Annotated in this window: 13 protein-coding genes; 9 read left to right on the top strand and 4 right to left on the bottom strand. The window is 45.2% G+C overall.

Annotated elements, in window-relative coordinates:
* The first annotated feature begins 195 nt into the window (after positions 1 to 195).
* The 4 genes from PJF56_RS12970 to PJF56_RS12955 all read left to right on the top strand — a co-directional run bounded on the left by PJF56_RS12970 (position 196) and on the right by PJF56_RS12955 (position 7,305).
* On the top strand, positions 196 to 3,480 hold the full coding sequence (locus PJF56_RS12970) for a PAS domain S-box protein (protein ID WP_283763102.1): 3,285 nt from the start codon (positions 196 to 198) through the stop codon (positions 3,478 to 3,480).
* A 16-nt stretch (positions 3,481 to 3,496) separates the two neighbouring features.
* On the top strand, positions 3,497 to 3,952 hold the full coding sequence (locus PJF56_RS12965) for a response regulator (protein WP_283763101.1): 456 nt from the start codon (positions 3,497 to 3,499) through the stop codon (positions 3,950 to 3,952).
* A gap of 160 nt (positions 3,953 to 4,112) precedes the next feature.
* The gene (locus PJF56_RS12960; RefSeq protein ID WP_283763100.1) at positions 4,113 to 6,038 is read left to right on the top strand and encodes a diguanylate cyclase; all 1,926 of its coding nucleotides are present in this window, start codon (positions 4,113 to 4,115) and stop codon (positions 6,036 to 6,038) included.
* Positions 6,039 to 6,177: 139 nt separating this feature from the next.
* Positions 6,178 to 7,305: an ATP-binding response regulator gene (locus PJF56_RS12955; RefSeq protein WP_283763099.1), complete on the top strand. Its 1,128-nt coding sequence runs from the start codon at positions 6,178 to 6,180 to the stop codon at positions 7,303 to 7,305.
* On the opposite strand, the gene patD is transcribed toward PJF56_RS12955, so the two are convergent.
* Entirely contained in the window at positions 7,302 to 7,664 is a 363-nt protein-coding gene (patD, locus tag PJF56_RS12950; RefSeq protein WP_283763098.1) for a heterocyst frequency control protein PatD, read from the bottom strand. The genes PJF56_RS12955 and patD overlap by 4 nt on opposite strands.
* A gap of 220 nt (positions 7,665 to 7,884) precedes the next feature.
* On the opposite strand from patD, the gene PJF56_RS12945 reads away from it, so the two are divergent.
* The 3 genes from PJF56_RS12945 to PJF56_RS12935 all read left to right on the top strand — a co-directional run bounded on the left by PJF56_RS12945 (position 7,885) and on the right by PJF56_RS12935 (position 13,990).
* On the top strand, positions 7,885 to 10,182 hold the full coding sequence (locus PJF56_RS12945; protein ID WP_283763097.1) for a RelA/SpoT family protein: 2,298 nt from the start codon (positions 7,885 to 7,887) through the stop codon (positions 10,180 to 10,182).
* Positions 10,183 to 10,207: 25 nt separating this feature from the next.
* Positions 10,208 to 11,653: a protein adenylyltransferase SelO gene (locus PJF56_RS12940; protein ID WP_283763096.1), complete on the top strand. Its 1,446-nt coding sequence runs from the start codon at positions 10,208 to 10,210 to the stop codon at positions 11,651 to 11,653.
* A gap of 162 nt (positions 11,654 to 11,815) precedes the next feature.
* Positions 11,816 to 13,990 (top strand): hybrid sensor histidine kinase/response regulator, encoded by a 2,175-nt coding sequence (locus tag PJF56_RS12935; RefSeq protein ID WP_283763095.1) that lies wholly within the window; start codon positions 11,816 to 11,818, stop codon positions 13,988 to 13,990.
* On the opposite strand, the gene PJF56_RS12930 is transcribed toward PJF56_RS12935, so the two are convergent.
* A complete protein-coding gene (locus PJF56_RS12930; RefSeq protein WP_283763094.1) occupies positions 13,980 to 14,162 on the bottom strand; it encodes a hypothetical protein in 183 nt (60 codons plus the stop codon). The genes PJF56_RS12935 and PJF56_RS12930 overlap by 11 nt on opposite strands.
* 75 nt (positions 14,163 to 14,237) lie before the next feature.
* Here PJF56_RS12930 and PJF56_RS12925 point away from each other — a divergent pair, with 75 nt between their 5' ends.
* Complete coding sequence (locus PJF56_RS12925; protein WP_283763093.1) at positions 14,238 to 15,071, top strand: LmeA family phospholipid-binding protein; 834 nt, start codon at positions 14,238 to 14,240, stop codon at positions 15,069 to 15,071.
* Between the two features lie 179 nt (positions 15,072 to 15,250).
* The gene (locus tag PJF56_RS12920; RefSeq protein ID WP_283763092.1) at positions 15,251 to 15,847 is read left to right on the top strand and encodes a GerMN domain-containing protein; all 597 of its coding nucleotides are present in this window, start codon (positions 15,251 to 15,253) and stop codon (positions 15,845 to 15,847) included.
* 9 nt (positions 15,848 to 15,856) lie between these two features.
* On the opposite strand, the gene PJF56_RS12915 is transcribed toward PJF56_RS12920, so the two are convergent.
* Complete coding sequence (locus PJF56_RS12915) at positions 15,857 to 16,216, bottom strand: ArsR/SmtB family transcription factor (protein ID WP_283755106.1); 360 nt, start codon at positions 16,214 to 16,216, stop codon at positions 15,857 to 15,859.
* A gap of 228 nt (positions 16,217 to 16,444) precedes the next feature.
* Positions 16,445 to 18,553: a bifunctional arginine dihydrolase/ornithine cyclodeaminase gene (gene argZ, locus PJF56_RS12910; RefSeq protein WP_283763091.1), complete on the bottom strand. Its 2,109-nt coding sequence runs from the start codon at positions 18,551 to 18,553 to the stop codon at positions 16,445 to 16,447.
* Positions 18,554 to 18,654: the final 101 nt, after the last annotated feature.

Below are 18,654 nucleotides of genomic sequence, written 5' to 3'. Positions count from 1 at the left end.
TAATATTTGTTAATTTTATTGAATTTAATTATTAAAAATCTCAACCCATTCAATAATCACTATATCTCTATTTGTCTTTTATTGACCGATTCCAGTCATTTAGACTTAACCTCAGTTGTCGCTCAATAGATGGATGAATTTAAACTGGGAAAATCAAACTGGGTACTGGTTAATCATAATTCGGAGAAATTAGTGATGAATAGTGCAGAGCAGTTAAACTATCCGTTTACAGAACACTCTGGTTTTGAATTTTGGCATCAGCACAAAAACTTTTGTTCACCTCAAATTTGGGAGCGTTTCAATTTTGTGCAAACCCAATTACAGGAAGTCATTCAAGAAAATCAAAGATTAAGGCATTTACTCAATCAAACAGAAGAACGGTATACCCTAGCAATTTCGAGTAGTCAAGTGGGTGTTTGGGATTGGGATTTAGAAACCAATCAAATGTATATCTCTCCCAACTTAAAAGGAATTTTGGGATACTCAGATGAAGAAATTACCAATTGCATTGAATCTTGGATAGCCTTAGTTCATCCTGACGATCGAGAAATGACGATGAAGTTAGCTCAAGAGCATTTAGAGGGTTTAAATCCTCTGTATGAAGTCGAGCATCGGATGGTGCATAAGGATGGCAGTATTCGCTGGATTTTAGCACGGGGAATTGCGTTTCGAGACAGTGCAGGTAAGCCTTATCGAATGGCGGGTACAGATACAGATATTACGGCTCAAAAGCAAAACTCTAATCTCATCAAAGGATTATTAGACCGTCTATTAAGAGTAATTAAGACAGTGGGAGAAGGGATTACGCTCAGTGATGAACGGGGATATTTTAGTATTTTTAATCCTAAGATGGAAAGCCTGACAGGATATTCTCAGGAAGAAGCCAATAAAGCTGATAATTTTTTAAGTTTATTGTATCCTAACCCAGAAAAATTAAGTAAAGTTACCGATCAGATTGTGCAAGTGCGCGATCGCGGTAAAATAGAGGATGTAGAAACGGTAATTCACACCAAGGATGGGCAACAGAAAACTTTATTGGTTTCTACGTCGATTATTTGGGAAGAAGAGCGACATTGGTATTTGAGTATTTATCGAGATATTACGGATCGCAAGCGTACAGAGGAAGAATTACGCCAAAGTAAACGCTTTATTGAACAACTGACGGATGCCTCCCCCGAATTGCTCTATTTGTATGATTTACAACAGGAGAAAAATATTTATGTCAATCGTTCCCTAGAAGGTATTTCGGGTTATTCTCCCGAAGATATGTACTCCCAAGATACTTATTTTTTGAAGGATATTTATCATCCCGATGAATTAGAGTTAGTTCAAAATATCAAACAGGAGTGGTTAAGGTTAGCCGATGGAGAAATTCAGGAGGTGGAATATCGAATGCGCCATCAGAATGGGTCTTGGGTGTGGCTGCGATCGCGCAATATGGTCTTTAAGCGGGATGCACAAGGGGTTCCGATCGAAATTTTAGGGACAGCCATTGATATTACCACCCATAAGTTGATTGAACTGCAACTCTGGGAAAGTGAGGCGCGACTGCACACCATTATTAATAGCGCTTCCGATGGCTTACTGATTGTCGATCTTGAGGGGATCATTCAGTTTGTGAATCCCGCAGCCGCTCAGTTGTTTAATCGTCCCATTTCCAGCTTAATCCATCATGAATTCGGTCAACCCCTGACTGTGGACAGTGTGACGGAACTGGATTTAATCCAAGGGAACCATGTAATGGGGGTGGGGGAAATGAGTGTGTCTCAAACCTATTGGTTGGGTGAACCCGTTTATGTGGTGAGTATTCGCGATATTACCGAACGAAGACAAGCGGAAGAAGCGCTCCGGGAAAGCGAACAACGGTTTCGCCAGTTGGCTGATAATGTTCAAGATGTCTTTTGGTTGGCGACGACTCATCCCTATGAGATTGAATATATCAGTCCTGCCTATGAAAAGGTTTGGGGGCGATCGCTCTCAGAAGTCTATGAGCCTCATTTTTCCTGGTTAGAGACGGTCGATCCCCAGGATCGCGATCGAGTCAAGCAAACCTTAGAGCAACAAATTCAAGGTAACTATACCTTTTGTGAATATCAGATTCGTTGTCCGAATGGCAAAACGCGGTGGATTTGGGATCGGGCGTTTCCCATCGAAGATCAATGGGGGAATATTGAACGAGTGGCGGGCATTGCAGAAGATATTACCGATCGCAAACAAGCGGAGCAAGAATTAAAATATCGTCTCAAACTGGAAACAGCTTTATCAGAAGTTTCTAAATGGTTAACCCGCCATGATACCCTCGATTTTGACGATCTCTTGGGTATACTCGGTGAAGCAATGGGAGCGAGTCGAGTGTATCTCATTCGGTTAAACCCAGAAGAAACCCAATTGAGTCTTACCGATGAATGGTTGAATCGTGAGAGTGTATCCTTTCGCGATCGGTTTCAAAACCTGGAGGTGGCTCCTTTTAGCTGGTGGTTTGAGAGGCTGCGTCAACAGGATATTTTGATTATCAATTCCCTTGAGGAACTCCCGGCGATCGCCCAGGCAGAGAAAGCCTATTTACAATCTTTGCAAATTGCTTCCCTCTTAGCCGTTCCCATTTGGACTGCATCGGGAAGACTCTGGGGACAAATTAAATGCGAGTCCAATGGTGAGAACCCCAAACAATGGTCAGTCGAAGATGGCAGAATTTTACAGGTTGTCGGGGAAATGCTCTATACCCATACTGCCCGTCAACAAGCGCAACTTGAACAACAAGAGGCGATCGCCCAACAAATCTGCCAACAGGAAGAATTAGCCCGTTCTAATGCCGAATTACAGCAATTTGCCTATATAGCCTCCCATGATTTACAGGAACCCCTGCGAGGAGTCGTCAGTTTCAGTCAACTGTTGAAAGAAGATTATGGTCATCTTCTCGATGGTGAAGGCGAAAACTATCTGCACTTTATCCTCAGTGAAGGAGAGCGAATGCAAGGGTTAATTCAGGATTTATTAGCCTTTTCGCGGGTGAGAACTTGCGCTCAAGAGATGCTGCCCACCGATCTTGAGGACGTGCGACAGCAGGTTTTGATCAACTTAAACGTCGCGATCGAGGAAAGTTGTGCCACCCTAACCCACGATCCCTTACCCACAATTTACGCCGATCGCTCCCAGATGGTGCAACTGTGGCAAAATTTATGTAGTAACGCCCTGAAGTTTCGCGGCGATCGCCCCTTGAACATTCACCTCGGAGCCAAACCTCAAGATTCCCATTGGCTCTTTTGGGTACAGGATAATGGCATTGGCATCGATCCCCGTTATGCCGAGCGCATCTTTGCCATTTTCCAAAGACTCCATTCCCAAAGCGCTTTTGCCGGTACAGGGATTGGCTTGGCTATCTGTCATAAAATTATTGCCCGTCATGGAGGAAAAATTTGGGTAGAGTCCAACCTTAACCAGGGAGCCACCTTTTACTTTACAATCCCTAATCGCACTTAATGATGATGCATGTACTTTGAATTTTAGTTCTGAACCCATTCATATTTTGTTGGTCGAAGACTCGCCCAGTCAAGCTGCCTTGATGGTGCAGGCATTTCGCAAAGGCTCGATCGAACATCAGCTCCATGTGGTAGAGAGTGGAGAACAGGCGATCGCCTTTTTGCATCACCATGAACCCTATAACCACAGTCCACAGCCCCATATCATTCTCTTAGATATTAAATTACCCACTAAAAGCGGTTTAGAAGTCTTAGCCGAAATTAAAGCCGATCTCTCTCTGCGGGTGATTCCCGTCATCATGCTCAGTAACTCAGAAAACGAAGCCGATATTCTCTCAAGTTACCAAAACTATGCCAATTGCTATCTAAAGAAACCCTCTTCGTTCGATCAGTTCCAACACTTGATACATCTGGTCGAACAATTTTGGTTAACTTCCGTTAAGCTTCCCCCCATATCCGGCACAATATTTTAACCTTAGAAGAAGTTGCCTGTTATCAAAAATGTCATTTAGACTACAAAAAGTTAAGTATTAACGGTTCAGACATCAAGGCAGGTCAAAAAGGGAGTTATGTATAATATAAAATAATTATCGATTCCCCCTTTGCATTGAAGATGGTCAAGGATTAAACCGCGTGAATCAAGTTACCCTAAATGTACTATTGATTGAAGATAATCCTGCCGATGTTCGTCTGATTGAAACCTTACTCCAGAGGACACAAGGGTGTCATTACCAAATCGATCGCGTGGAAACTTTGGCCCAAGCCATCGAATCGGCGATCAAAAATTCCTATGCAGTAATTTTATTAGACTTGTCTTTACCCGATGCTAAAGGAGTAGAAACTTGTCAAACCATGTATGCACAAGCACCCCATATTCCCATGATTGTGCTGACGGGTTTAGACGACGAAGTAACGGCAATCTCTGCCCTGAAAGCGGGGGCCCAGGATTATATTTTTAAGAATGAATTGCGCCCAAATATGCTCACCCGCGCCATTCATTATGCGATCAGACGCAAAGAAACTCTAGAAAAATTACGGCAAAGTGAAGCCCGTTACCGAGGAATTATTGAAGATCAAACGGAATTTATTTGTCGGTTTTTAGCTGATGGAACCATTACCTTTATTAACCGAGCCTTTAGTTTATTTTGCCATCAGGAACCGGAAGCCTTAGTGGGTCAACGTATTTCCTATGGACTGTTCGATCGAGACTGGTCTCAACTTCAGAAAAAGTTGGAACAAATCACGCTCAACAGTCCGACAGTGACTCTAGAATTACCGATTTCTTCCCAGAATGTCCCTGCAATCTGGCAATCCTGGACGATTCGCGGGATTTTTACCTCCCAGAAAACCCTGGCCGAATATCAAGCAGTCGGTCGGGATATTACCGATACCAAGCAGGTGGAATTAATCTTAAGAAAACAAGCACAACAGGAAAAAATATTTAGCATTATCACTCAAAAAATTCGCCAATCTCTCAATTTAGAAGAAATATTAAAAACCACGGTTCGTGAAGTGCGTAAACTGTTGCAAGTAGATCGAGTGTTGATTTATAGCGTGCAATCAGAAGCGAGTTTAAATGTTTTGGTAGAATCCGTTGCTGCCGGTTGTGGCTCAGTGGTTGGGGAAACGATCGAAAATGTGAACCTAGAAGAGGTGCTAGATTATGGGAAAACCTCTGACTTAAAATTGGGGGTGATTGAACAAATTTCGCCCCAAGCTCGTTCTGCCTTTGAAGAAAAGTTACACCAGTGGCAGGTGAAATCTCAATTGGTGATTCAAATCAAGTGCTTTGAGTTACCCTTACCGGATCGAGACATGGGGATGGAGTCTCCACAAGAGTTACTGCAAAAAACCCCAGAGTCTCTGTGGGGTCTGTTAGCTTTACAGGATTGCCGATCGCCTCGCTCTTGGCCAGAAGAACAACTAGAATTACTGCAAAAAATCACTCATCAAGTGGCGATCGCCATCCGCCAAGGGCAACTGTATCAACAACTGGCCCAAACCAATCAAATGCTACACCAAATGGCAACCCTAGACGGCTTAACCGGTATCGCCAACCGGCGACGCTTCGATCAATATTTAGCCGTGGAATGGCGCAGACTCGCTCGCGAGGGCGCTCCCCTATCGATTATTTTATGCGATATCGATCATTTCAAGCTCTATAATGATACCTACGGACATCAAGCCGGAGATGACTGCTTACGGAACGTTGCCCAGGCGATCGCCTCCTCTGCTCAACGTCCAGCCGATTTAGTCGCTCGGTATGGTGGGGAAGAATTTGTAGTCGTTCTCCCTTATACTCCCCTCCAAGGCGCTCTCCAAGTCGCGAACAAGATTCAGCAGCAAATTAACTCTATGCACATGGAACATCTAGCTTCCCCCATCTGTTCCCACCTCACCTTATCCCTAGGCGTTGCCTGTAAAATACCTCAAGTGGAGATTGAACCCTACCAATTACTCATTAACGCCGATGAAGCTCTCTATCAATCGAAAGCTCAGGGACGCAATACCATTCAAACCCACGGGTTAAGCTTAGAGGGCCAGTCCAGTTTTGTATAGGGAGTTGGCATCAATTAGGGTATGATGCCCTTGAAGAAGCATCTAGCATAAGTAAAAATAGGGAAGTCTACTGGCATCCATCTCCTAAAGTCACCCTTAATTAACTGAAGTTCCCTCTAAGCCGGATAACTAATCTCTGATGTCTTCATTGATTCTAATTGTGGAGGCAGACCCTCCGTTAGCCCAAGAGCTGAGTTTATCAATCCATCCCCCTGCAATGGAGGAAATCCCGCCACATCAGTATGTGACTCAAACCGTTAGTGAGATGGCAGAACTCTCGAATGAGCAACCCCATCTGATTATTGTTGATGTTCGCGATCGCAACGTGCAGCAACTCAAAGAGGCGATCGCCTATCAAAAAGGTGGCCAACCTTACCCACCAGCCATTTTAGTCATCAGCGACTGCCAACAACCCGACTTTATTAGCCAAATTTTGGAAATGGGAGCAGATGATTTTTTACCCAAACCCCTTCATCCTCAACTGCTCAACAAACGCATTGCCAGCTTACTGTGCATTTCTAACCCCCAGGATCGCTGCTTAATCGACCCCTATTTAAATCAATCCTTAAATCATTTACAAGCCCTCAATGAGCTAAAATCCCGGATTATCACCACCATTTCCCATGAATATCGAACCCCCCTCACCACCATTGGCTTATCCGTAGGGATGTTAGAGCGCTATCGAGATAAGTGGGATAAGCAAAAACAGAACAAACATTTTGACCGCATTCATAAAGCCATTAGCCATATGATCAGCCTCTTAGAGGATGTTCTGTTTATCAAAGATGCAGATTTTGGCTTGTTGGAATTTAACCCCACGCTGGTGGAAGTCATTCCCCTGTTTGAACAAGCGATCGCCCGAATGCAGGCGATCGCCGGCCCCCAATATTCCCTAGAATTTCTGCCCCAACACTCTGTAAGCTCCTGGATGCTCGATAGCCGCTTAATCGAACAAATGTTAGTTCATTTACTCTCCAATGCCATCAAGTATTCTCCCCAGGGTAGTAAAGTATTAATTCGCCTGCGAGACCTCAATAACACCATGGAATTTCAGATCCAAGATCGAGGCATTGGTATTCCCGAATCCGAGCAACAGCATCTATTTGACTCCTTCCATCGAGGGAGCAATATTGGCAACATTGGCGGAACCGGTCTCGGACTCTCCATTGTCAAAAAATGCGTAGATTTACACAACGGAACCCTTCACCTAGACAGCCAAGTGAACCAAGGAACCACCTTTACCATTACCTTACCCGCCAGCCCTTAATCCCCAGCTCCTAACAGGATCTCACAATAGCGAATCAAGGTCTGAGTATAATTACCGATCTTATTTTTTCTCTGCTGTTTCGCCGATGTCTGGCGACTCATTTGGTAAAATGTAGTCTCAGTTACCAATAGTTTAATCTGTTTATGCATCTCCGTTTGAATCGACTGCCACGCCATCTCAGAGACGGGATAATGTTCATCCCAAGACAAAAGTGCAATCTGTTGCCCAAAAAAATCCCGAACTTCCTCACAAGCTGGGATTAATCGGTCTGGAGTCGTCTCAGTTGTGGACAACATTAAAACTTTCTTTAAAATGTCCAGAAAATTCTGGTAAATCTGTACATGCTCTTTCGATAACATACGGGTCTTTCATCCCCTCGCTTTTTTTAGAGGTGTAAAGTTATAGTATTAAATAACAGAGCATTAGAGGTAACCCAACATCAGGGTAAACCTCAGCATTAACTCCACCACCAGCTATTTTTCCATTCCCATCATCGAGTTCTCGTAATCGTAACACCCTTGGGTGGGTTCCGAGACTAAATTCGCTATTGTATCGATCATCCCTGAACATCCACCCGCTATGAAAACGCTCACTGAATCCAACTCCCTCGATCTCACTCTCCCCAACTGGTTAACAGCCTGCTTAAACCCAGATCAATCTCCAGTTGAACCCATCCCTGTCTGTCAATCCCCAGAAGATCAGCGCTTAATTCGAGAAGCCTTTGAATTTGCCTACCAACTTCATCAAGGGCAATACCGAAAGTCAGGAGAAGCCTATATTTCTCATCCCGTCGCAGTGGCAGGATTATTGCGCGAACTTGGGGGAAGTGCCCCCATGATTGCGGCCGGTTTTCTCCATGATGTGGTCGAAGATACGGATGTTACCCCAGAAGAACTAGAAGAGCGGTTTGGTTCAGAAGTCCGCCACTTGGTGGAAGGCGTAACCAAACTCTCCAAATTTAAATTTTCCAGCAAAACGGAACGGCAAGCGGAAAACTTTCGGCGCATGTTTTTGGCCATGGCCCAAGATATTCGGGTGATTGTGGTTAAGTTAGCCGACCGACTTCACAACATGCGAACCCTAGAATTTATGAAAGAGGATAAACAACGGGCGATCGCCTTAGAAACCCGTGAAATCTTTGCTCCCTTAGCCAATCGTTTGGGGATCGGGCGGATCAAATGGGAACTCGAAGACCTAGCCTTTAAGTATTTGGAACCCCTGTCCTATCGGGAAGTGCAATGCCTGGTGGCAGAAAAGCGAGCAGACCGGGAAAGTCGTCTCGATAATGTGATAGAGGTTTTACAGATTCGCCTGGAACAGATTGGGATCGACAACGTAGAAATTAGCGGCCGTCCCAAACATCTGTATGGCATTTATCGCAAAATGCAACAGCAGCAAAAGGAATTTCACGAAATTTTCGATATTGCGGGGATTCGCATGATTACCCAAAGCCATGACCAATGCTATCGCGCTCTGGCGATCGTTCATGACTCCTTCCGACCGATCCCCGGTCGATTTAAGGACTATATTGGCCTGCCCAAACCTAACCGCTATCAATCCTTGCATACGGGGGTGATTGGCCCCACAGGTCGGCCCCTAGAAGTGCAAATCCGTACCCAGGAAATGCATCAGGTGGCAGAATATGGGATTGCAGCCCATTGGAAATATAAGGAAGGGGGATCGAACTATAGCCAAATGACGGATGCGGATGAAAAATTTACTTGGCTCCGTCAATTGCTCGATTGGCAAAACGATCTCAAGGATGCTCAGGAATATCTGGAGAGTATCAAGGATAATCTATTTGAAGATGATGTTTATGTGTTCACCCCCCGTGGGGATGTGCTGTCCCTGACTTCAGGATCGTCAACGGTGGATTTTGCCTATCGCATCCATTCGGAAGTGGGGAACCATTGCGCTGGAGCCAGGGTGAATGGGCGCATGGTTCCTTTAAGTACGGTGTTGAAAAATGGCGATATTGTGGAAATTTTGACGCAAAAAAATAGCCATCCCAGTTTAGATTGGCTCAATTTTGTCAAAACCGCAGGAGCGCGGAACCGGATTCGTCAATGGTACAAGCGATCGCATCGAGACGAAAATATTGCTAGAGGTCGGGAACTGCTGGAAAAAGAAATGGGTAAACCGGGATTTGAAGCCCTGCTGAAATCTCAACCCATGCATTGGGTGGTAGAACGGTGTAATTATCACTCGGTGGACGATCTGTTAGCCGCTTTGGGGTATGGCGAGCTGACCTTAAATTTGGTGGTCAACCGTCTCCGGGATGCCATTCGTGCCACTCAACCCCTAGAACCGGATCATCACCATGATAAGCAAGGACTCAAAGGTGAGGCGGTGATTCCATCCTCATCTTCTGGGACTCACTCTCCGACTGAGGATCGCCATTCTCCGATTGTGGGAATTGAAGGGTTACTCTATTATCTGGCTGGATGCTGTAATCCGATTCCGGGAGAGCTAATTATTGGTGTGGTAACCAGAGGGCGAGGGATTTCCATTCATCGCCAAGGCTGTCAAAATGTGGAGCATGTGGAGGGCGATCGCCTGATCCCCGTCAGTTGGAATGGCAAGAAGCATAAAAATGCGCCCACTGCTATGACTTATATTGTGCAAGTGCAAATCCAAACCATTGACCGGGTAGGCATTCTTAAGGATATTCTCTCCCGGTTAAGCGACCAAGGGATCAATGTGCGGAATGTGGACGTGAAAACCCAGACGGGAAAACCGGCCGTGATTAACTTAGGCATGGAAATTCGCGATCGCCCCCAATTGGAATCCGTGTTTACTCAAATCCGCAATATGAGCGATGTTCTCAATATTCGTCGTGTGGGACAAGCAGAAGAGGGCGATTCTGAGTCAGAATAGGAGAGGGCAATAATCAGGAACAGTAATGACGAACACGGTAGATAACAATCCTTTTTTGAGTTTGCACTATGAAAGTGCCCTAGAAAACTTAGGGGATGATTATTACGATCCCGTAGCAGCCACCAAATTTCCCGAACATATTTTGCGATGGCGTAATGACGATCTCTTGCCGCAAATGGGACTCGATCCCCACCAGGTGAGCGATCGCCATTTTATCGGCTTCTTCGGTAAATTTAACAGCTCTCTCCCCTGTTTAGCCCTCCGGTATCATGGCTATCAATTTGGAGAATACAACCCCTGGTTAGGTGACGGTCGGGGGTTTTTGTATGGCCAGGTGCGAGCAGTGGATGGCCAACTGTATGATTTTGGCACAAAAGGATCGGGCATGACTCCCTATTCTAGGGGCGCAGATGGCCGGTTAACCCTCAAAGGGGGAGTACGGGAAGTCTTAGCCGGGGAAATGCTCCATCGCTTGGGGGTTACCACCTCTCGCTGTTTGAGTCTTATCGAAACGGGAGAGTCTTTATGGCGAGGGGATGAACCCTCTCCGACGCGATCGTGCGTGATGGTACGCTGGAGTCGCTCCCATATCCGCTTTGGCACATTTGAAAGACTGCGATATTTCGAGCGATCGGATTTAATTACCCAACTCTTAGATCATGTCATCGAACAGTATTATCCCGCTCCCTTCCCCTTAGTCAAACCTGAACCCGCACCAGAGCGCTACATCCGATTTTACGATCGACTGGTGCAACGAGTCGCCCAACTCGCCGCCCAATGGATGGCCGCAGGCTTTTGTCATGGGGTCTTAAATACCGATAATATGTCCATTACCGGTGAAAGTTTCGACTATGGCCCCTATGCCTTTATTCCCCATTACGACCCCAATTTTACCGCCGCCTATTTCGACTATTCAGGACGCTACAGTTATGGCAATCAACCCCTGGTATGTCAACTGAATTTAGAACTGCTCAGTGTGGCTCTGAGTAAAGTTGTGCCTAAAACGGCCATGAAAGAGAGTTTAGAGCAATTTAATGTTCATTATGAACAGGCTTATCGACAATTAATGTTACGTCGTTTAGGGTTGGAAGCCCATCGAGTCCAGGAATCTGAAGCCCAAGAGTTGATCGAACTAACTGTAAAACTACTCAAAGATACACAAAAAGGATACCCACAATTTTTTATCGGTCTTCGGGATTGCTTCGATCCCAGTTGGTCAACACAAATCGATCGGATTCCCAACTGGGCTAGTGCTGGCCCCAGTCATATATGGCAGGCTTGGAAAATCCTGTATCATAGGATATTAGGTCGAAACTCGGAAGAACAGTTAGCTGAGATGGGCGATCGCCTGCAAAAGGCGAATCCGACAGTCGATCTCTTAAGACCGGCGATCGAAGCCATGTGGAATTCAATTATGGTTGATGATAATTGGCAACCCCTGATTGATTTTTTACAACAACTTCAACATTAAAAACTTCCGTAATATAGCTGAGAAATTGATGTTTTATTTACTAGATACTCCCTCTATTCTTAACCTTCAAATCCATGGCTTTTGAGTTTCATTATTATGATTCGTTTCTTTGAAAAAAGTCTCCTGAGAAAACTTGCATTTTATTATTCAAGTGTCTCCTTTTTGATCATTGTTCTAGTCGCCGGAAGCGCTTATATCCTAGCCCGTTCTTCCCTAAAACAATCAGTGATCGATCAACTTAGATTAGCAGTTTCCCTCAAAGAACATGAAATAAATCAATGGTTTTCTCTCCAAATTCAAGATGTTTTCTTATTAGCTCAGTTCCCAGAAATAATCGCCAAAACAGACCGTTTTATTAACCCTCCGCTAGATCCCAGTTTTGAACCCGATCGAGTCCATGAAGAAATTAAAAATATCTTAAACACCATCACTCAAGTCAAATCGAATATTAAAATCGTCTCTATCGTCAGTAATCAAGGAATTGTCCTAATCTCGACCAATTCTGTCCTAGAAAGAACCTACCAGCCATTAGGACACTTGACCACTTATATCACCAACCCAAAAGACACCATCAATCCCATATTTTATAACTCTATTATCACCAAAAATAAAGCCATTACATTAGTCACTCCAATTTATAAAAATAATCAGAAAATTGCTTATCTTTCCATTGAATTAGATTTAGCAGAAGTCGATAACGTCATCCATAAAGAGGAAGATTTTAATAATAGCAGATTATACTTAATTGGTCGAATTAGCGGCAGAAATACATTTGTCAACTCTCTACACTTAGAAAATGAACATGAAAACATCCAAATTAATAGTTTAGCAATCAACTCTGTTCTTGAAGGAATAAATGGATCGGGTCTATATAAAAATCATCAACAGATTCCAGTCTTAGGATTTTATCGGTGGTTGGAAGATAAAAATATGGGTTTGGTCGCAGAAATTCCCCAACAAACAGCCTTTGCTTTAGCCGAAAGACTCGCTCGCCAAATTTTACTCATTGGATGCTTGTTTTTGGTGATAATATTAACGATTATTTATATCGTAACTCGCAAATTAGTCCAACCCATTTCTCAAATATCGAAAGCTGCTATCAAGATTTCTCAAGGGGATCTCAACTGTCATGTACCCGTGCTGAGTAAAGACGAAATAGGTACTCTGGCGATGACGTTCAATGTGATGACAAAAAAATTGAACCACTCTTTCCAAGAACTAGAAACGATCAATGAACAGTTAAAAATTAAAGTCGCTCAACTCAAGCAAGCCAATCAAAGGGCAGAAAAAGCCAATCAAGTTAAAAGTGAGTTTATCAGTCAGATGAGTCATGAACTGAGAACGCCTTTAAATAGTATTTTGGGATTTAGTCAAGTGCTAGTGGAAGATCCGGGAATCGCAGAATCACAAAAATCTCTATTGGCACAAATTTATAGTAGTGGATATAAACTCCTAGAATTGATCAACGATGTAATTTCGCTCTCTAAAAAGGATGATAGGGATCAATCCCGATGCATTAGTGCGATCTCGGTTTCAGAATTCTTAGAAGAATTATTATCGAATTTTAAGACTCGATTCAATCGCAAAAACTTATCATTAGTTTCCCAAGTTTCTCCCCAAGTTCCTCGTTTTATTCAAACCGATCCTTACTGGTTAGGTAAAATTTTCAATTACTTACTGGATAACTCGATTAAATTTACTGAGAAAGGTGAGATCAAAATAAAAGTCACTCGATTTGAGCCAGAGGAGGATAGAAAATCAATAAAATTTCCCGATTATTTTAATCCGGAATTATCAGAAATTGATTGGATTCAATGGGAAATTGAAGATACAGGATGTGGAATTGAACCCCAAGAGTTAGAGCATCTATTTGAACCCTTTTCACGTCATTTCAAAAGTGGAGATTTTCAGGAAGGGATGGGATTAGGATTGCCTATGTGTAAAAAGTTGGTACGACAAATGGAGGGGGAAATTAGGGTTCAAAGTCAGGTGGGTAGGGGGACAACAGTAACGGTAATTCTGCCGTTCCAAAGAGCATCCGATGGGGTGGAGATTACGTTAAATATGCAGACAGAAGAAGCAGAAATCATTAGCGTTTCTGGGGGGTCTCTAGAGTCGTTGGATAACTTGCGGAAATCAATGGAATCTCTCTCTTTGTCCTGGCTAAAAAAATTGTATCAAGCCTGCTGTGAAGCAGATGATGAGCAAGTTATTGAGCTGCTCAAGGAGTTTCCTGAGTCGGAGAGCCACAGTCGAGAGCAGATTAGGGAATTGGCTAAAAATTATCGGTTAGATAAAATTTTGGAATTGGTTGAACCTTTAGCGCTTAAGGAGTAGGAGGCTGGCGATCGCGCCCAGCTTGAAATCCTAACTCCACCAATCCTCCAATCGCCGCCCCCCAAAGGAACATCGACCAATGGGCCTCAGTCCAAAAACTCATGGAGCCATAGGCTAAAAACGCCGTAATCACCGCATTGCGAAGAATCCGATTTAAATCTAAATTTTTCATCAAGACCCAGGCTCAAAACTGCTCGCCCATTGTATAACATCAACAACCCTTACTCCCCCTTACAAACACGCAGTTATGGAAGCCTTAACTATCCTCTTGTCCAGTTTACTCCTGGTGGGATCGCCCTCTGGGTTATTGGTGGATCGAATCACCCAATCTTTCCTCAAATCGACCTTCGATGAGGCAAACACTTGGCAAGTGCGGGTCGATAACGCTCCAGTTCACCGACTCTTACAGGGTCAAGTGGAACGGGTGAGAATTGCCGGGAGAGGGATTTGGCTCACCCCTGATTTACAAATGGCTATACTAGAGATAGAAACCGATGCCATTGACATCAACCCAGATAATTTCAGAGAGGGCCCCGGTTTTTCCTTTCTGGAGCGACCATTACAAGGGGGAATTCGGGTTGGGTTCACGGATACAGCGCTCAACCAGTGGTTGAGTTCTCCCCAAATGAGCGATCGCCTGCGCCAACTGGCTATCTCCTCCCTCCCTCGTGTAGCCGCAGCTCAACTGGAGCGCTATCGTATCGTTAACCCAGAAATTACCTTTTTGGACAACCGCATACGACTGCAAGTCGAACTCGTGCAACTCCCAAACCCAGACCCTGAACCCCCATCCCAGCCCTTTGAACTGGCCCTTGCCGTTGAATCGGGTTTCAATATCATAAAAGGGTGGGGTTTAGAACTTGTCGATCTGGAGGTCACCGTCAACCAAGAACCGGTTCCTCCCCTGGTTATCGATCTCATTCAAGAGGGAGTTCGCGAACAATTTGACCTCCGCACCCTGGAATCTAACTCCGTAATCCTGCGCCTATTGCAGATACAGGTTATTCCCGGTCAACTGGAAATGGCTGGATTTCTCAGAGTTCAGCCACCCCTTAACCCTTCAGACGATCCTGATACATAGGAGTCAACCTCGATCCATATCATTATGTGGGTCATGGGTCATGGGTCATGGGTCATGGGTAAACCAGGTTTATCCTAGCCGACAGGCAGGTAGCCTTTTGTTTTTTGCCTTTTGCCTCTTCCCCTCTTACCTCTTGCCTACCCTATTCAAAATCGCGCAACTCAATAAGGACGGTAATTATGGAACAACATAAACAAAATCGCGGTATTCATATCGGCCTAGTCGTTGGACTATCAGCCTTAATTTTAGGGACTGGAGGGGGTACAGCCTGGTGGATGATCCGGTCTATGCAGGCCCCCAATAGTTCCTCTTCCATCCTGGAGGAAGTCCAACCCACTCCATCGGCAAACAATACGCCTCAAGCTTATTGGCTCCAAGATACGGGGAATGCTTTGGAATTGGTCTCTACTCCCGTGCAAATGAAAACTGTTGGGTCATCGCAAGAGCAGTTAACCCTTGCCTTGAAGGCGGTTTTAGAAGCTCCCGCCGATCCCGAACTGGCCAGCACCATCCCCCCAGGCACAACCTTGTTAAGCTTGGAGGAAAGAGCAGATGGTATTCACCTGAATATTTCCCAGGAATTCACGACTGGAGGCGGTAGCGCCTCGATGATGGGACGATTAGGGCAAATTTTGTATACGGCTACGAGTTTAGACCCAGAGGCTCCCGTTTGGCTCTCAGTCGAAGGCGAACCCTTAGAATATTTAGGCGGTGGAGGCTTAGAAATTCAGCAACCGATGACTCGTGCAATCTATGACCAGGAATTTGCTCTCTAAGAGAGCCTTCTAGGACACGAGTTGTTTGCCCGTCATGCTAAAATCTCGGAATTGACGGGCTTGCTGTTCGATGCGACTGGCGAGGCGATCGCAGACTAAATTACATAATTCAAAGATTAATTCATCTTTAACGCTATAGTAAGCTGATGTTCCTTCTGCCCGTCGTTGCAGAATGCCCGCTTGTAACATCAGTTTGAGATGTTTGGAGACATTCGCTTGACTGGTTTGGGTTGCTTCCACTAGCTCTTGTACGCATTGCTCGCGCTCGCGCAATAGGTTTAAAAGCTTTAGGCGCATGGGTTCTGAGAGAACACTGAAATATTCAGCCACTTGATCGACGACTTCTTGGGGAACCTGTTGGGATGCCATGTTGGTTAAATAATCAATGACAATGAGTGGGCAGTTGTTCTTCAAATTGTAGCAATTTATTGATCAATGGCAATAGGGTCATGAAGGAGTGAGATGGGGAGTGGGGAATATACAGCGCTTCGCGCGGTAATGGGTAATGGGTAATGGGTAATGGGTAATGGGAAAACCATTTTTTACGCTAGAGCAGGAGAGTGGTAGGGTGGGCATTGCCCACCCTACGGGCTGAGGTTACGAGACGGTTTGATAAACGGTGGTGAGTTGATGGAGTTGGTTGACTAAGAGACTTAGGAATAAGCCGACATCGGTGACTACACCAATGGATTCTAAGGAACCGCGATCGCTCAATTTAGTCACGACAGCCGGATTAATATCCACACAAACCATTTTCACCCCAGAAGGAGTCATATTGCCGACACCGATGGAATGGAGCATTGATGAGAGCATCAGCACCATATCTGCTCCTTTGAGGAGTTCGGCATATTGCTGTTGAGCCGCGATCATATCTGTTTCAGTATCGGGTAAGGGGCCATCATCGCGGATGGAACCGGCTAAGACAAAGGGGACTTGATTGCGGACACATTCGTACATCACCCCTTTGGTTAGCACTCCAGACTCTACCGCTTGGGCGATGCTGCCACAGCGACGAATCTTATTAATCACCTTCAGATGATGACGATGCCCCCCTTGTACGGCGACTCCTTGATTCATGTCTACACCCAAGGAAGTTCCCATCATCGCTTGTTCGATATCATGAACGGCGATCGCATTTCCGCCGAGCAGTGCTTGCACATAGCCTTCCCGGATTAAGCTGGCTAAGTGTTGTCCTCCCCCAGTATGAATCACCACCGGGCCAGCCGTCACGACGACTTTACCGCCTTGATCTCGCACATGGCGCAATTCCCAAGCCACCTGCTCAACCATTAATTCTACGCGGCGCTCGCTGGAGACTCCACCGCTCATAAAGCTAAACTCTTGAGAGGCTTTTTGGTCTCGGTTTTCCACCTTATGCAGGGTACGGATACCACGAGTACCGACAATCACCTCTTCACCGATCGCCAAATCTCGAATTAATTTACATTGTGCCACCGGCCCTTGATCCGTATAGGTAACGGCGATCGATCCATCCATGCGTTGGTTTTGCACCTTCACCCAAGTGCCCTGAATCCGTACTTCTGTGGGATAAATGGTACTCACATAGAAATCATCCGGTGCAACACCCGGTTGGGGAACCGCCTCGCGCAAGGATTCTTGCTCATCTTCAGACGCTGGCACTGCCCCCAAATCAATCAACTGGGACATAATATCGTCCAGCACTTCCGCCGAAGGAGCAGAGACTTTCACCTCCGCTTCCGAGGGACTTTGCCGTTGTTCGCCCAAATTGAAGTTGAGAACCTTGAAGCTACCGCCCCCGTCCACGATCAAATCTAACGCCCGGTTCATCAAGCCCGCATCGAGCAAATGGCCCATCATATGAATGGTGCGGGTATCGATTTGAGTGGTGGCGTGCAGTTCCGTGCGTACCGGTTCCGTAATCCGCAGCGTCAAACATTTCGATGCGCCCCCCGCTTTCAAAAACTCGGTTAATGGGGTTTCTATCACCCGGTAACCCACTGCTTCTAGGCGATCGCGTAACTCCTTAGTGGCTTTATTAAGAATGACAATATCGTTAATATTGACCGCATTGCAGGCAAAATTTACCGCATCTGGCTCACTAATGGCAATCCGTTTTTCTGCCGGAACCCGCATTTCAATCAGGCGATTAGAATAGCCATCAAAGGCAGCCGGATAATAGAGTAGATAGCCCCCGGTTAAGGGACAAAAACAAGTATCCAGGTGATAGAAGCGCTCATCCATTAACCGTAAGGAAAGAACTTCCACATCTAACCATTCGGCGATCGCCGGATGAGCATCCAATTCAGACCGAAATCCATACCCAGCCCATAACCAGCGTCCTTCCCGATCAAACAGGGCATCTCCTGCTCCTTCAAAGGGCACATCTTTGGGTAATTCATGTACCGTAAATCCTTGAGATTCAAACCAACTCTTAAAATGGGGTTCTTCACCTTGTCGTTCCGGGTGATAAAATCGGCTGAGGACAACATCCTTACCCAGCACCAAACCGGCATTAGCGGTAAATACCATATCCGGCCATCCCTGTTCGGGTTTGACTAACTCAACAATGGCATGGTCTTTAATAATATGGTGAAGTTTTTCCCATTGTTCTACCGCTAAAGAACGAGAGGATTTGTGAATATTTCCTTCCATCCAGGGATTAATTACATAATCCACGTCATAGTGGTCAGGAGCGCACATTAAAAAGCGAATTGGATCAGTCATAATTCAATTTAAGATAGGGTAGAGGCTTTCAGGATTTTGCGTCTTCTTGAAGTTGCTATAGCATTTTTCAATCAGTCGCGTTCATGTCGGTGACAGCCGAC

It is taken from the genome of Roseofilum halophilum BLCC-M91, assembly GCF_030068445.1.
In the GTDB taxonomy this organism is placed as follows: Bacteria; Cyanobacteriota; Cyanobacteriia; order Cyanobacteriales; family Desertifilaceae; genus Roseofilum; species Roseofilum halophilum.
The sequence above is the reverse complement of the archived record's forward strand: the minus strand, read 5'-3'. Positions and strand labels throughout refer to the sequence as shown.

What these genes read in the sequence shown, in the direction of transcription:
- PJF56_RS12970 (WP_283763102.1), top strand. Translation starts at nt 196, where the DNA reads ATGAATAGTGCAGAGCAGTTAAACTATCCGTTTACAGAACACTCTGGT.
- PJF56_RS12955 (WP_283763099.1), top strand. Translation starts at nt 6,178, where the DNA reads ATGTCTTCATTGATTCTAATTGTGGAGGCAGACCCTCCGTTAGCCCAA.
- patD (WP_283763098.1), bottom strand. Translation starts at nt 7,664, where the DNA reads ATGTTATCGAAAGAGCATGTACAGATTTACCAGAATTTTCTGGACATT.
- PJF56_RS12945 (WP_283763097.1), top strand. Translation starts at nt 7,885, where the DNA reads ATGAAAACGCTCACTGAATCCAACTCCCTCGATCTCACTCTCCCCAAC.
- PJF56_RS12940 (WP_283763096.1), top strand. Translation starts at nt 10,208, where the DNA reads ATGACGAACACGGTAGATAACAATCCTTTTTTGAGTTTGCACTATGAA.
- PJF56_RS12930 (WP_283763094.1), bottom strand. Translation starts at nt 14,162, where the DNA reads ATGAAAAATTTAGATTTAAATCGGATTCTTCGCAATGCGGTGATTACG.
- PJF56_RS12925 (WP_283763093.1), top strand. Translation starts at nt 14,238, where the DNA reads ATGGAAGCCTTAACTATCCTCTTGTCCAGTTTACTCCTGGTGGGATCG.
- PJF56_RS12920 (WP_283763092.1), top strand. Translation starts at nt 15,251, where the DNA reads ATGGAACAACATAAACAAAATCGCGGTATTCATATCGGCCTAGTCGTT.
- PJF56_RS12915 (WP_283755106.1), bottom strand. Translation starts at nt 16,216, where the DNA reads ATGGCATCCCAACAGGTTCCCCAAGAAGTCGTCGATCAAGTGGCTGAA.
- argZ (WP_283763091.1), bottom strand. Translation starts at nt 18,553, where the DNA reads ATGACTGATCCAATTCGCTTTTTAATGTGCGCTCCTGACCACTATGAC.